Origin of the sequence: Novosphingobium mathurense, from assembly GCF_900168325.1 — a bacterium.
GTDB lineage: Bacteria > Pseudomonadota > Alphaproteobacteria > Sphingomonadales > Sphingomonadaceae > Novosphingobium > Novosphingobium mathurense.
The window spans coordinates 255,747-269,187 of the sequence record NZ_FVZE01000002.1 but is presented as its reverse complement, the minus strand read 5'-3'; the positions used below and the strand labels follow the sequence as shown (position 1 = coordinate 269,187).

General features: G+C 68.0%; 17 protein-coding genes. All 17 read left to right on the top strand.

The genetic code is table 11. The features are described 5' to 3' along the window. Nucleotides 1–12: 12 nt before the first annotated feature. Complete coding sequence (locus B5483_RS08130; protein WP_054946616.1) at nt 13–510, top strand: hypothetical protein; 498 nt, start codon at nt 13–15, stop codon at nt 508–510. Then, nucleotides 497–1,822 (top strand): DNA-packaging protein, encoded by a 1,326-nt coding sequence (locus B5483_RS08125; protein WP_079730035.1) that lies wholly within the window; start codon nt 497–499, stop codon nt 1,820–1,822. Before B5483_RS08130 ends, B5483_RS08125 begins: the two co-directional genes overlap by 14 nt. A gap of 24 nt (nt 1,823–1,846) precedes the next feature. After that, nucleotides 1,847–3,010, top strand: a complete 1,164-nt coding sequence (locus tag B5483_RS08120; RefSeq protein WP_079730034.1) for a phage portal protein — start codon at nt 1,847–1,849, stop codon at nt 3,008–3,010. Next, nucleotides 3,007–3,315, top strand: coding sequence for a DUF6127 family protein (locus B5483_RS08115; protein ID WP_054946613.1), 309 nt, complete (start codon nt 3,007–3,009; stop codon nt 3,313–3,315). Before B5483_RS08120 ends, B5483_RS08115 begins: the two co-directional genes overlap by 4 nt. After that, nucleotides 3,312–3,710: an HK97 family phage prohead protease gene (locus B5483_RS08110; protein WP_079730033.1), complete on the top strand. Its 399-nt coding sequence runs from the start codon at nt 3,312–3,314 to the stop codon at nt 3,708–3,710. The genes B5483_RS08115 and B5483_RS08110 overlap by 4 nt, the downstream gene beginning before the upstream one ends. A 58-nt stretch (nt 3,711–3,768) precedes the next feature. Next, nucleotides 3,769–4,905: a phage major capsid protein gene (locus tag B5483_RS08105; RefSeq protein WP_079730032.1), complete on the top strand. Its 1,137-nt coding sequence runs from the start codon at nt 3,769–3,771 to the stop codon at nt 4,903–4,905. 61 nt (nt 4,906–4,966) lie between these two features. Next, nucleotides 4,967–5,515 (top strand): head-tail connector protein, encoded by a 549-nt coding sequence (locus B5483_RS08100; protein ID WP_079730031.1) that lies wholly within the window; start codon nt 4,967–4,969, stop codon nt 5,513–5,515. Beyond that, nucleotides 5,512–5,694, top strand: a complete 183-nt coding sequence (locus B5483_RS08095; RefSeq protein ID WP_079730030.1) for a hypothetical protein — start codon at nt 5,512–5,514, stop codon at nt 5,692–5,694. Before B5483_RS08100 ends, B5483_RS08095 begins: the two co-directional genes overlap by 4 nt. A gap of 3 nt (nt 5,695–5,697) precedes the next feature. After that, a complete protein-coding gene (gene gp17 / locus B5483_RS08090; protein ID WP_079730029.1) occupies nt 5,698–6,087 on the top strand; it encodes a tail completion protein gp17 in 390 nt (129 codons plus the stop codon). A gap of 34 nt (nt 6,088–6,121) precedes the next feature. Then, on the top strand, nt 6,122–6,529 hold the full coding sequence (locus tag B5483_RS08085) for a phage major tail protein, TP901-1 family (protein ID WP_054946607.1): 408 nt from the start codon (nt 6,122–6,124) through the stop codon (nt 6,527–6,529). Then, the gene (locus tag B5483_RS08080) at nt 6,526–6,858 is read left to right on the top strand and encodes a gene transfer agent family protein (RefSeq protein WP_079730028.1); all 333 of its coding nucleotides are present in this window, start codon (nt 6,526–6,528) and stop codon (nt 6,856–6,858) included. Before B5483_RS08085 ends, B5483_RS08080 begins: the two co-directional genes overlap by 4 nt. Next, nucleotides 6,855–7,049 carry a phage tail assembly chaperone gene (locus tag B5483_RS08075; protein WP_054946605.1) on the top strand — a complete coding sequence of 65 codons (195 nt, stop codon included), beginning with the start codon at nt 6,855–6,857 and terminating at the stop codon, nt 7,047–7,049. Before B5483_RS08080 ends, B5483_RS08075 begins: the two co-directional genes overlap by 4 nt. Next, on the top strand, nt 7,042–7,611 hold the full coding sequence (locus B5483_RS08070; RefSeq protein ID WP_079730027.1) for a tail tape measure protein: 570 nt from the start codon (nt 7,042–7,044) through the stop codon (nt 7,609–7,611). Before B5483_RS08075 ends, B5483_RS08070 begins: the two co-directional genes overlap by 8 nt. A gap of 66 nt (nt 7,612–7,677) precedes the next feature. After that, nucleotides 7,678–10,008, top strand: a complete 2,331-nt coding sequence (locus tag B5483_RS08065; RefSeq protein ID WP_079730026.1) for a DUF2460 domain-containing protein — start codon at nt 7,678–7,680, stop codon at nt 10,006–10,008. Further along, the gene (locus B5483_RS08060) at nt 10,005–10,829 is read left to right on the top strand and encodes a DUF2163 domain-containing protein (RefSeq protein WP_079730025.1); all 825 of its coding nucleotides are present in this window, start codon (nt 10,005–10,007) and stop codon (nt 10,827–10,829) included. The genes B5483_RS08065 and B5483_RS08060 overlap by 4 nt, the downstream gene beginning before the upstream one ends. Beyond that, nucleotides 10,826–11,233, top strand: a complete 408-nt coding sequence (locus B5483_RS08055; protein WP_079730024.1) for a hypothetical protein — start codon at nt 10,826–10,828, stop codon at nt 11,231–11,233. The genes B5483_RS08060 and B5483_RS08055 overlap by 4 nt, the downstream gene beginning before the upstream one ends. A gap of 9 nt (nt 11,234–11,242) precedes the next feature. Next, complete coding sequence (locus B5483_RS08050) at nt 11,243–13,438, top strand: GTA baseplate fiber-binding domain-containing protein (RefSeq protein ID WP_079730023.1); 2,196 nt, start codon at nt 11,243–11,245, stop codon at nt 13,436–13,438. Nucleotides 13,439–13,441: the final 3 nt, after the last annotated feature.

Here is a 13,441-nt window from a genome sequence, read left to right as displayed (position 1 = left end):
CATGGATCGATCATGGCGGACACACCCTCGTCCGGTCGCATCGCGTGTTCCGTTCCGGCGGAACCCGCGTTGGCCGATCATGACTGGCGCGCGCGCTTCCTCTCCGAACTGGCGGCAAGTTCGAACGTCGCCGCCTCCGCCCGCAAGGCCGGTGTTGCTCCGGCGCTGGCCTACGCAGCCCGGAGGCAGGATCCCGAATTCTATCGCGCCTGGCACGAGGCGCTTTGCGAAGGCTACGACCACCTTGAAATGAACCTGCTGCACCGGCTTCGCGAGGGAGAAGTGAAACCGGCCGCCGGTTCCCGACGTGGCACGCGGCTTTTCGACAATGCCACGGCCCTGCGCCTGCTCACGCTTCACCGTGAAGCAGTCGCAAGGCAGCGGGCCCAGCGGGAAAGCCGCGATGCCGGGGCCATCCTCGATGCCATCGACGCCAAGCTGGACCGGATGCGCGCCCGCAGCGCTGCAACCGGATCCGATACGGACAGGCCGGCCGATGCAACGCAGTGACCGCCTTGCCTGGCTGCTCTCATTGCCCCTTCGCGAAAGACGCAGGCGCGTGCGCGAACTCAGCGAGGCGGAACAGGCCGAATTCCTCACTCACTGGCGGCTCTGGGCGCGACCTGAACAGCTGGCTCCGCCAGGCGACTGGCGGACATGGCTGGTCATGGCAGGACGCGGATTCGGCAAGACCCGCGCAGGTGCCGAATGGGTTCGTTCAATCGCGGAGTCCGATCCGGCGGCGCGCATCGCATTGGTGGGCGCAACCCTGCCGGAGGTGCGGGCGGTGATGGTCGAGGGCGAAAGCGGACTCCTGGCGATCTGCCCTGCGCGCCGCGCGCCGGGCTTCGAGCCTTCCCTGCGGCGGCTGGTCTGGCCCAACGGTGCGCAGGCCCTGCTCTATTCGGCCGGCGAACCGGAATCGCTGCGCGGTCCGCAGCACAGCCATGCCTGGTGCGACGAGATAGCCAAGTGGGACAATGCCGCAGGCAAGGCAGGCCGCACCTGGGACAATCTCCTGTTCGGCCTGCGTCTGGGCGACAGGGCCCGGGCCATGGCGACGACGACACCGCGGGCCGTGCCGCTGGTCCAGCGCCTGCTCTGCGAGCCGGACGACGACCTCGTCATCACCCGCGGCAGAACCGAGGACAATCGCGACAACCTGCCGCCCAGCTACTTGCGCGACATGCGGCGCAGCTTCGGCAAGTCCCTGCTGGGACGTCAGGAACTCGACGGCGAACTGCTCGACGATATCGAAGGTGCGCTCTGGACCCGCGCCCTGATCGAAGCCTGCAGGGCCAGCCCGCCCGCTGAAGCGGTTCGCGTCGTCATCGGCGTCGATCCGCCCGCTTCGGCAGGCGGCGATGCCTGCGGGATCGTCGTGGCCGCCCGCTGCGCGGAAGGACGCGGGCACATTCTCGCCGATGCCTCGGTCGAAAAGGCCAGTCCGGAGCGCTGGGCCCGCGCCGTGGCCGGCGCGGCAGCCGCCTGGCGCGCCGACCGCGTCGTCGCCGAAGCCAATCAGGGCGGGGCAATGGTCGCCAGCGTCCTGCGGGCCGCCGACGTTACGCTGCCGATCCGGCTGGTCCATGCCAGCCGCGGCAAGGTTGCCCGCGCCGAGCCGGTCGCCGCGCTCTACGAAGCCGGGAAAGTCCGCCATGCAGGACATTTCCCTGCGCTCGAGGACGAGCTCTGCGGGTTGATCGCGGGCGGCACCTACCAGGGTCCGGGCCGCTCACCCGACCGCGCCGACGCCCTTGTCTGGGCCATCACCGAATTGCTGCTCGACCGCGCCGCCGCGCCGCGCGTGCGCACCACCTGAGCCAACCAGCGAAAGGCAATCCCCATGTCCTTCATCGATACGCTCCTTGCCGCCTTCAAGGGCGAGAGTACCCGCGCGCCACTGGCGCGAGGGCCGGCATCGCCCTGGTTCTTCGCCGATGGCGGCGGCGGGCGCACGCCCTTCGAATACAACCTCGCCGTGCGCCAGGCCTATCTCGACAATCCGGTGGCCCAGCGCGCGGTGCGGCTGGTGGCGGAAGGGATCGCCGGTGCGCCACTGCAGGCCCCCGATCCGGGGCCCATCGCCCTCGTCACAGCGACGAGCGCCGGGCAGTCCCTGCTCGAAACCATCGTCTCGCACCTGCTGCTGCACGGCAACGCCTACGTTCAGGTCATCAAGGATGCGCGCGGTCGCCCCGCCGAGCTGTTCGCGCTGCGCCCCGAGAGAATGACGATCCTGGCTGGCGACGACGGCTGGCCGAGCGCATTCACTTACGCCGTAGCCGGGCGACAGCTGGCCATCCCCCTGCTCGACGAGGACGCCTCGCCGAACCTCATCCACATCCGCCACTTCCATCCGGCGGACGACCACTACGGCGCCGGGTGCCTGACCGCCGCGCACGAGGCGATCGCCACCCACAACGCTGCTTCGCACTGGAACCGGCAACTGCTCGAGAACGCGGCCCGGCCTTCGGGCGCGCTCGTCTACGAAGCGGGTGACGGCAACGGGTTGACCAGCGACCAGTTCGACCGATTGCGCAGCGAACTGTCATCCGCCTTTGCCGGTTCGGGCAATGCCGGGCGCCCGATGCTGCTCGAAGGCGGACTCAAGTGGCAGGCCATGGCGCTGAGTCCGGCCGACATGGATTTCGCCACGCTCAAGGCCGCGGCCGCCCGCGACATCGCGCTCGCCTTCGGAGTGCCGCCGATGCTTCTGGGCCTCCCAGGCGATTCGACTTACGCCAATTACCGCGAGGCCAACCGCGCGCTCTGGCGTCTGACCCTGCTTCCGCTAGCCGCCAAGATGCTGGCGGCCATCGGCGAAGGTCTGGAGCCATGGTTCCCCGACGCCGCGCTCACCATCGACCTCGACCGGATCCCGGCGCTTGCCGAAGACCGCGAGCGGCTCTGGGCGCAAGTCGGTGCCGCCGACTTCCTTGCACCTTCCGAAAAGCGCGCCTTGCTCGGCCTGCCCGAGCGCCCAAACCATGCGGAGGCCGAGCAATGACCAAGAGCGACATGTTGACCGGGCTCGTCTCACAGGCCGCAAACGAGGGCAACGACATCGTCACCCTGCGCGCCATCGTCGAGGAAGCCAGCGAACTGGGCGCGAGCCGGATGCTCGAGCGGATCGGTCTCGACGATGCCACGGCCCACGAGGACGTGAGCGAACTGCGTGAACTGCTCCAGGCGTGGCGTGACGCCAAGACGAGCGCACAAACAGCGGCGATCGGCTGGATCGTGCGCGGGCTGTTGGCCCTGCTGCTGCTGGGCATCGCGGTCCGGCTCGGCGCGACGGAGCTGCTGCGATGAACGGCCCGCGCTTTGCCGGCTACGCCGCCCTGTTCGACCGCCGCGATGCCGGGCGCGACACGATCCGCCGCGGCGCCTTCGCCCGCACACTTGCCGAACGGCGCGATCCGCTGCCGCTGTTCTGGCAGCACCGCCCCGACCTGCGCATCGGCTGGATCGAGACCCTGGCCGAAGACGCTCGGGGCCTGCGGGTGATCGCCGCACTCGACAATCCGCAAGGCGCGGCAGCCCTCTCCCTTCGGAACGGGGCCGTCTCGGGCCTCTCGTTCGGCTACCGCGCGCGCACCAGCCGCCCCGGCCGCGACGGGCGCGAACTGCTCGACATCGACCTGTTCGAAGTCAGCCTCGTCTCCCGCCCGATGCAGCACGGCGCGCGCGTTCATCTCGTCTGCTGAAGCGCGCGCCCTCTCCGGGCCGCACCAACTTTTCCCACCGACCGAAAGGCAATTGCTGATGGAATCCCCTGTGCCCACCGAAAACCTCGAAGCCTCGTTCGATCTCGTCGCCCGGCAGGATGCGACCGAGGCCACCGTCGAAGCGATCCGCACCGACGTCGAGGACGTGAAGTCCCGCCTCGATCGCATCAGCCGCGCCGCTGCCCGTCCGGTGATCGCAGGCAGCGTGGCCGCCAGCCCCGAAGTGAAGGGCTTCGTCGAGGGCTACCTGCGCCATGGCCGCGAGACCGAGCTCAAGTCGATCTCCGGCGCGGTTGCGGCCGACGGCGGCTATGCCGTGCCCCGGGAAATCGACGCGCTGATCGCCTCACGCCTCACCTCGATCAGTCCGATCCGCTCGATCGCCCAGGTCGTGCAGACCGGCAGCGCGGGCTATCGCAAGCTGGTGACGACCGGCGGCACCGCGTCCGGCTGGGTCAGCGAAACCGCTGTGCGCCCGCAAACCGATACGCCCGGCTTCGCCGAAATCGCCCCGCCGACCGGCGAGCTCTACGCCAATCCGGCGGCGAGCCAGGCGATGCTCGACGATGCGGTCTTCGACCTCCAGTCCTGGCTGGCCGACGAGATCGCCACCGAGTTTGCCCGGGCCGAGGGCGCGGCCTTCGTCAGCGGTGACGGGGTCAACCAGCCGAAGGGATTTCTCTCTGCGCCGACCAGCACCGCCGGCGACGCTGCCCGCACCTTCGGGACGCTGCAGCACCTCGCCTCGGGCGATGCCTCCGGCTTTGACGCCGCGCCCGATCTCAAGCTGATCGACCTCGTTCATGCGCTCAAGTCCGGGCACCGTCAGGGGGCGAGCTGGGTGATGAACTCGGCCACGCTGGCCGAAGTGCGCAAGCTCAAGACCAACGACGGCGCTTTCGTCTGGCAGCCCGGCCTCGTCGAAGGCCAGCCCGATCGCCTGCTGGGCTATCCCGTCGTCGAAGCGGAAGACATGCCCGACATCGCCGCCGGGGAATGCCCGATCGCCTTCGGCAACTTCCGCGCCGGCTATCTGATCGCCGAACGCAGCGCCACCGCGATCCTGCGCGATCCCTACACCAACAAGCCCTTCGTCCACTTCTACGCCACCAAGCGGATCGGCGGACAGGTGCTCGACAGCGACGCGATCAAGCTCCTCAAGATCGCTGCCTGATCGAACGGTCGTCCCGGCCCGCGCCGGGACGACACCTTTCCCATTGTCGATGGAGAGACCGATGAACCGGGTCATCCTTACGCCGGCCACGCTGCCGAGTTCGGCACTCGCCGAAGTCAAACAGTGGCTTGGCATTACCACCGCGCAGGACGATGCCGCGCTGCAGGCCCTGCTGGAAACCGCGCTCGACCAGTTCGAGGCCTTCACCGGACAAAGGCCGCTGGAGTCCGAATGCGAAGAAACGCTGGACGCCGCTGCAGGCTGGATGAGCCTCGCCACGCGTCCGGTCCAGGCGATCACCTCTCTCGAGACCCTGGCGGCCGATGGCTCCCGTATGGCGCTGGCGACCGAACGCTATGACATCGATCTCGATGCCGATGGCACCGGGCGCATCCGCTTGCTGGCAAACAAGCCGGACGCACGGATCGCCGTGCGCTTCACCGCAGGCCTCTCGGCTGCATGGGACGATCTGCCCCAGTCCCTGCGCCACGGCGTGATCCGGCTCGCCGCTCACCAGCACCGGGAGCGGGAAACCGAAGGTGCGGCACAGCTTCCGCCTGCTTCCGTCGCTGCGCTCTGGCGCCCGTGGCGAAGCCTGCGCCTGGCATGACCCGCCATATTATCGCAGCCGAGGCGGGCAAGGCCCTCGATGCCCTCGCCTCACGGCTGACCGCCGCCGCCTCCAGTCTCGGCAAGGCCCATGCCCGGTCCCGCCGCCTCGCCCGCCGCGACGACGAAACCCGTTGGCGCCGCGCGGACCTGGTCTGGCCCCTGTTCCCGAAAGGATAGCCCATGGAAGTGCCCTTGCGCGCCGCCCTGCTCGATTGGCTGACCGCCGATACCACTCTGGTCGATCAGTTGAATGCCATCGTCGAGGAAGCCCCCTTGCGCGCCAGCCTGCCCTGGCTCGCGATTGCGGCCAGTGCCAGCAGCGACTGGAGCACCAAGACCGCTGCGGGCCGCGAGGTGCGCGTCGCACTTGAATTGCATTGTCGCGGCGACCGGCCCGATGCTGCGGCCGCGCTCGTCGCCGCCATCGAGGCGCGGATCGAGGCCATGCCGCGCGAGCAGTCAGGGCTCGCGATCGTCACGATCCGGTTCCTGCGCGCCCGCGCCCAGCAGCGCAGCGAGAGCCGCCGCGCGATCCTGCTCGAATACGGTTTCCGGCTGCTCTCGCAGTGATCCCCCAGTCCCTCTCTTTCCAAGGAGTACGCAGATGTCCGCACAAAAAGGCAGCGCCTTCCTTCTCAAGATCTCCGATGGCGGGAATCCGGCCACGTTCCGGACCGTGGCCGGTCTTCGTACCACGCAGATGTCCGTCACCGGTGAAACCGTCGTCATCACCAGCAAGGACAGTGGCGGCTGGCGCGAACTGCTTTCCGGCGCAGGCGTCCGCGCGGTGTCGGTCAGCGCGGCAGGCCTCTTCCTTGGCAGCGCCGCCGAGGCGCAGATCCGCGCCAACGCCATGAACGGCACGCTCGACAGCTACGAGCTGAGCTTCGAGGACGGCGAGAAACTGCGCGGCAGCTTCCTCGTCCAGCGGCTCGACTATGCCGGCGACTTCAATGGCGAGCGCAATTACACGCTCCAGCTCGAAAGCTCGGGCGAGGTATCGGCGGCATGAAACAGGCTGAGGCCGAGCACAGGCGGACGAACCCGCTGCGCGGGGAAGCTGCCGTCCAGATCGACGGGACGGCCCATGTCTTGCGCCCGACCTTCGGCGCCCTCGTCGCCGCAGAGGAGGAACTGGGACCGCTCTTCGCGCTCGTCGAGCGGGCGGGGGCCGGAGAATTGCGGCTGTCCGAACTGGCGACTCTGTTCTGGCACTGTCTCGCCGACCGGCAGGCGCTGACCCGGGAAGCTCTGGGCGAGGCGATTGCCCGGTGCGGACTGGCCGCCTGTACCGGGCCACTACGCACCCTGCTTTCGCAGATCCTCAAGGGCAGCGGATGAGCCCCTCGTTCGGCGAACATGCGCTGGCTCTGTTCGCAGTGGCCGCACGTCACTTGGGCTGGCGACCGGACGTATTCTGGGCCGCCACGCCCTGCGAACTGGCCGCAGCCCTGCGCCCGCCCCTCCCCCCCGCCGCGTCCGGCATCGACCGGGCCGCACTGCAAAGGCTGATGGAAAACGACCATGGATGACGAAATCGAAAGCCTGCTGGTCGATGTGCGCGCCAGCACCGAGGGCTTTGCCCGGGACATCGCAACGATGCGCGCCAGTGTCGAGACCGATCTGGTTTCCGGTTTCACGAAGGCCGGCGATGTACTGGAACGCGGCCTTGCCGGCGCCATTCGCAGCGGCAATCTGGGGTTCGACGATCTCAAGCGCGTGGCAAGCGAAACGCTGAGCGCCATAGCCGCGCAAGCGGCACAGGGCCTGCCTGCCGCATTGGGCATCGGCGCTTCGGGTAGCCCTGTCGACTTCGGCAGCATTCTGGGCTCGGCCTTCGGGCTGCCCGGCCGGGCTACCGGCGGCAATGTCTCGCCCGGGCGGGGCTACCTCGTCGGCGAGCGGGGGCCGGAGCTTTTCGTGCCGACTTCGGCCGGCCGCGTCGAAGCCGGAACGCTTGGCCAGCCGAGGGCGAGCGACGTGCGCGTGGCCATCAACCTTGTCGCCCCTCGCGGGTCGAGCACGCCGCAATCGTTGCAGCGTTCCAGCCGTCAGGTAGCCAGCGCCGTGCGGCGCGCGCTTTCCCGAAGCTGACCGCCAACCGTCCCGGAAAATCACCAGGACGACAATCAGGCATTTCACCCAATCCGGAGAACCCCGATGGCATTCTGGCTCGCTTCGCAGCGCGAAGGACAGGTGAGCGACTGGATCCAGCGCTTCGACGCGCGTTTCTGGACCGTCAACTTCCCCCGCCCGATGGTGGCCACCGTGATCTCGACCGCCCCCGACGCGCTACGCGTGGACGCGTCGTTCCTGCGCAAGGCGGATCTCGGCGGCCTGATCTGGGCGAGCGAGGATACGCTCGATCACCCGCTGCTCGCCTATCGCACCGACCGCAACTATGCCCATACCTCGCTCCGCTTTCGTTGGCGGTCCGGCGGCGTGCTGCCGCTCGATGCCCTCTACGGCCCAACGCTGACCATCGAGGGCCGCGACAGGAGCGGCGCGGCGCGCACCTGGTATGTCCGCCTGTGGAACTATGCCGAGGGCAGCGGCGAGGACGCGCAGATCGCCTTGCCCTTTTCCGACCTTGAAAGCGGCTTTTCCCTGCCCGGCGAACGCATCTGGCCGGACGACATCGACCGCATGTTCATCTCTTTCGCGCCGCCCGGTTATGACGGCAGCGCCGACCCTCTGCCAACCGAAGCCGAAGGCTGGATCGAAATGAGCGAAATCAGTGTCGACGGTTCGCGTGCGATGCTGGAGATCGGTGACGTCATGGTGCCGCCACATGGCCTTGCCGTGGCCACCGGGTTCGACGACCAGGGCGTCCAGACTCCCGCGCGCCTCCTGCGCAACGTGCGACAACTGGGCTATCGCGGGTCGGTGGTGCTTTACCTCGGGATGAGCCACTATTTCCGCCTCACCGCCGAAGACGGCCGCTACCTTGCCGGCGGTAGCGCAGATCCTCTCAATACCCCGACCCGCGTCTGGCACCGTGCCTTCTTCGCCGAATGCCTGCGGCTGGGCTTCAGCCCGATGGCCTCGCTATCCTACGAACTGCTCGACCAGCACTGCCCCGAGGACTGGAAACAGCGGGACCATCTCGGCAATCCGGCCCTGACCGGCTGGACGCCGCCATCGACCTTGATCTCGCCTGCCAACGCCGCGGCGATGGGCTGGCTCCAATCCGTCGCGGCCGCGTTCGCCCTGCTCATGGCCGAAGCCGGCGCTCCGGTGCGCTTCCAGGTGGGCGAGCCGTGGTGGTGGACTTTTGCCAACGGCCGCATCTGCCTCTACGACGAAGCCGCCGTCGCGGCCTTCGGCGGCGCACCGCCCGCGATCCCCGACATGCGTGCCGCGCTCGACGCGGCGCAGAAGGACCTGCTCGACGCGGCCGGTGTCCTGCTTGCGCAATCGACGGCGGACGTGGTCACTGCGGTGCGCAGCGCCGTTGTGCCCGAGCCGGTGGAAGCGCTTGCCCTCGTCTTCACGCCCACGCTGCTCGATCCGGAGATGCCGGAACTCAAGCGCGCGAATCTGCCCCTGGGCTGGGCGGCCCCGGCCTTCGACCGGCTGCAGGTGGAAGACTACGACTGGCTGACCGCCGGGGCCGATGCACCGCGCCGCCGCGCCTATGAAGAAATCAACGCCCGCCTCGGCTATCCGCCTGCGGAACAGGACTACCTCGCGGGTTTCGTCCTGAACCAAATGCAGGCCGACCAGTGGCGTCTGATCGATGCCGGTATCGACGAAGCCACGCGGCGCGCGCCGCACGAGATCGTCGTCTGGGCTCTTCCGCAAATCGCGCGCGACGGTTTTGTCCGCCTGCCCTCCAACGCCAGCCAAGGAAGCGCCATGCAAGCCTTCGACGACGTGCCCTATCCGCTGCGCCTCGGGCGCGATGCCAGTATCTCGCCAGAGTTCTCGACCGCCGTATCCGTCACCGCCTCGGGGTTCGAGCGCCGCAACAGCCTGTGGTCGGATGCCCGCCTGCGCTTCGATGTCGGGCCGGGCATCCGCTCGGAACAGGAACTGGGCCAGCTCATCGCCTTCTTTCGGGCCCGGCGCGGTCCGGCACGGGGCTTTCGCCTGCGCGATCCCAGCGATTTCAGCTCCAACGCCATGACCGGGACGCCTACCGCCCTCGACCAGTCCCTCGGCGTCGGCGACGGCACGCAAACCGCTTTCGCATTGGTCAAGCGTTACGGCGATGGGGAAGAAGCACAGGTCCGCAGGATCACGCGTCCCGAATTCCCGACCATCCTGGTCAGCATCGATGACGCGATTCAGGTCGGGAACTGGTCGCTGGACAGCGGGGGGACGATCCTGTTCGACGATCCCCCTGCACCAGGAGCCGCGGTTCGGGCAGGCTTTCACTTCGACGTGCCGGTCCGCTTCGCCGAGGATCGCCTGGAGATTTCGGGAGCCGCCTTCGCAGCCGGGGAAGCGCCCAGCGTTCCCGTTATCGAAATCAGGGAGGCCGCATGACCCGGACATGGTTTGCACAGGACCTCGAAACGGTCGCGACCTTCTGGCGGATCCTGCGCCGCGATGGCGTGACCTTCGGCTTCACCACTCATGATCGCAACTTGTGGTTCGACGGCGTGCAGCACCGCGCCTCGCCGGGAATGGTGCCCTCCTCGATCCGCAAGCGCGCCGACCTCGATCCTGACAGCGTGGAAGTCCAGGGCATTCTCAGCGACGATTCGATCACGGCAACCGACCTTGCAGCCGGGCGATTCGACGGTTCGCGCGTATATATCGGCCTGATCGATTGGGAGACCCTCGAAAGGGTGGTGCTCTATTCCGGAACGCTGGGCGAAGTTTCCCAGGAGGGCGAGGACTTCTCCGCCTCGCTTGCTTCACGCAAGGCGGAACTGCAGTGCGACCCGATCCCCCGCACCAGCCCGACATGCCGTGCCGCATTTTGCGGCCCGGGCTGCAATCTCAATCCGCAGAGGTTCAGCCGCGAAGTGAGGCTTGTCGCCATGGACGCGCAGGCGAACGCAGCCACTTTCGAGGCGGATTTCGATGCCGCACTCCATGTCGGCGGAGCGCTACGCTGGGTCGACGGACCGCAGGCCGGGATCGCGATGTCGGTCATGTCGGCGGACCCGGCAGGCGGCCTCGTGCTCGACACGCCGCTGGATGAAACGATCCCACCCGGCAGCGCAGCGGTGCTGCGCGAAGGCTGCGACCGCACACTGGATACGTGCGCGGTCCGCTTCGGCAATGCCGTCAACTTCCGCGGCGAGCCGTTCCTGCCCGGCAATGACATGCTCACCCGCTATCCTTCCCCTGTGCAATGACCGGCGATGAACTGGCGCGAGCCGCGCTGGAACTGGTCGGCACGCGCTGGAAACTGCACGGACGCGATCCGCGCCACGGCCTGGATTGCGTGGGCGTGCTGGCTGTCGCTGCGGCATCCTGCGGCCAACGGGTTGCGCTCCCCAACGGCTACCCCCTGCGATCGCGCAGGGTCCCTGATCCGGAAGATATCGTCCGGCAGCTCTCGCTCGAACCTGCGAGCGGTTCGTGCCTGCCGGGCGACGTCCTGCTGCTGAGGCCCGGCCCCTGCCAGTATCATCTGGCCATCGCCGTCGGCCAGCGCTGCATCGTCCACGCCCATTGCGGCCTTCGCCAGGTCGTCTGCGGCGCCTTGCCCGAAGGCTGGCCCACACTTGGGCACTGGCGCCCCCACTCTTCCGATTGAGGACCTGATATGGCGACGCTTATCTTCAGCACTGTGGGCACTGCGATCGGCGGCCCGATCGGCGGGGCCATCGGCGGCCTCGTCGGCCAGGGCATTGACACTGCGATCTTCGGGTCCGGCCGCCGCGAAGGCCCGAGACTGCAGGAACTGCAGCTTACGACCTCGACGTACGGCCAGCCGCTCCCGCGCCATTTCGGCACCATGCGTGTAGCCGGTTCGATCATCTGGGCGACCGATCTCGTCGAACACAGCGAAACGCAGGGAGGCGGCAAAGGCGCCCCCACCGTCACCACCTACAGTTACACCGCCAATCTGGCCGTGGCCCTCTCCAGCCGCCCGATCCTGGGCATCGGCCGCATCTGGGCGGACGGCAAGTTGCTTCGCGGCACCGAGGGCGACCTGAAAGTCGGCGGCACCATGCGACTGTATACCGGCGAAGGCGACCAACCTGCCGATCCGCTGATCGCCGCGAACGAGGGCGCCGAACGTTGCCCGGCCTGGCGCGGTCTCGCTTACGTGGTGTTCGAAGGGCTCGACTTATCCGAATTCTACAATCGCCTCCCCGCGATGACCTTCGAGATCCTCGCCGACGAAAGTTTCGATCTGCAGGACGTGGTGGGCGAACTGGTCGACGGCATCGACGCACGGGTTCCGTTCGACGGCATCACCGGTTACACCGTGAATGGCCCTTTGGCGCAATGCATCGAAACGCTCGATCCCGTGATCCCGCTCAACATTTCGGGAGACGGCGAGGGCTTTGCGATCAGCCATGAGCGCGACCGGGACAATCCGCGCCCGTTGCCCGCGCCGGCAGTCTCCATCGAGGACGGCGATTTCGGCGGATCTCTCGGCTTTACCCGCCATCGCCTACCAGCATCGCAGCAACCGGTGCGAAGCCTGCGCTATTTCGATGCAGAGCGCGACTACCTACCCGGAATACAGCACGCCTCCGCCTCGCCCCCGCCGGGACAACCCCGCAGCATCGAACTTCCGGCAGCGCTCGATGCGCAAGCGGCCCGGGCCCTGATCGAGAAAGCCTCGCGCCGGATCGACTGGTCACGCGACCGCCTCGCATGGCGCTCCTGCGAACTCGATCCCGCAATCGCGCCGGGATCGACCGTTTCGGTCCCCGGTGTGGCCGGGCCATGGCGTGTGATCGAATGGGAATGGCGAGCAAGCGGCGTCGAATTCGCGCTGGAACGCCTGCCCCCGGTCGGCGCAATCGATGCCCCTGACCTCCCGGCTGACGGCGGCCGTGCGAACCTGCCCGCCGACCTGCCCCTGGCCTCGACGCAACTCGTCGCTTTCGAACTCCCGCCGGGCACGACGAACAGCGATGCGGCCAGCCCGAATGTCTTTGCGGCCGTATCCGCCGCTTCGGCTAATTGGAGCGGGGCCGCACTCTATGCCGACAAGGGCGATGGTGAAATGCTGCCGCTCGGCCCCAGTGGACGGAGGCGCAGCATAATCGGAACTGCCGCGACGATACTGAAACCGGGACATCCCCTGTTGTTCGATCGGGAGCGGACGGTTGAAGTCGCCCTGGTAGATCCCGCGATGATCCTCAGCTCCGCCTCTTTCCGCCAGATGACGCTGGGGGCAAACCTTGCCCTGCTCGGGCAGGAGATCATCCAGTTCGCAAATGCCCAGGCTATCGGTGAGGGCCGCTGGATGCTGAGCGGGCTTCTGCGCGGTAGGGGCGGCAGCGAAGCGGCTGTATCGGGTCATGCGATCGGCGAGGCTTTCGTTCTGCTCGATTCCCGGCTGGTGCCGCTCGATGCCTCTGCGCTCGGCGCGGACCGCAATCGCCAGGTTCTCGCCATCGGTCGCGGGGACGGCGAGCCCGTCGCGTCTTCAGTACTGCTCGGCGGCATCACGCTGCGCCCGCTCGCTCCGGTGCATCCGCGCCACACCCTGAAGAGCGATGGCACCTTGCACCTCTCGTGGACCAGACGCGCAAGGGGCGCATGGCCGTGGCAGGACGGCATCGACGTCCCGCTTGTCGAGGAAGCCGAGCGTTATCTCGTCACACTCGGCCCTCTCGATGCCCCTGTCGCGACCTGGCAGGTGGGGACACCCGAACTCGCGATCGAGCCCGCCTTGCTCGCGGAACTGTCCACCGCCTTCGCCGGACAATTCCTGCAGGTGCGCCAGCAAGGCACGCAAGCCCTTTCCGCGCCGCTTCTGCTGCGCTCCCTCCCATGATCC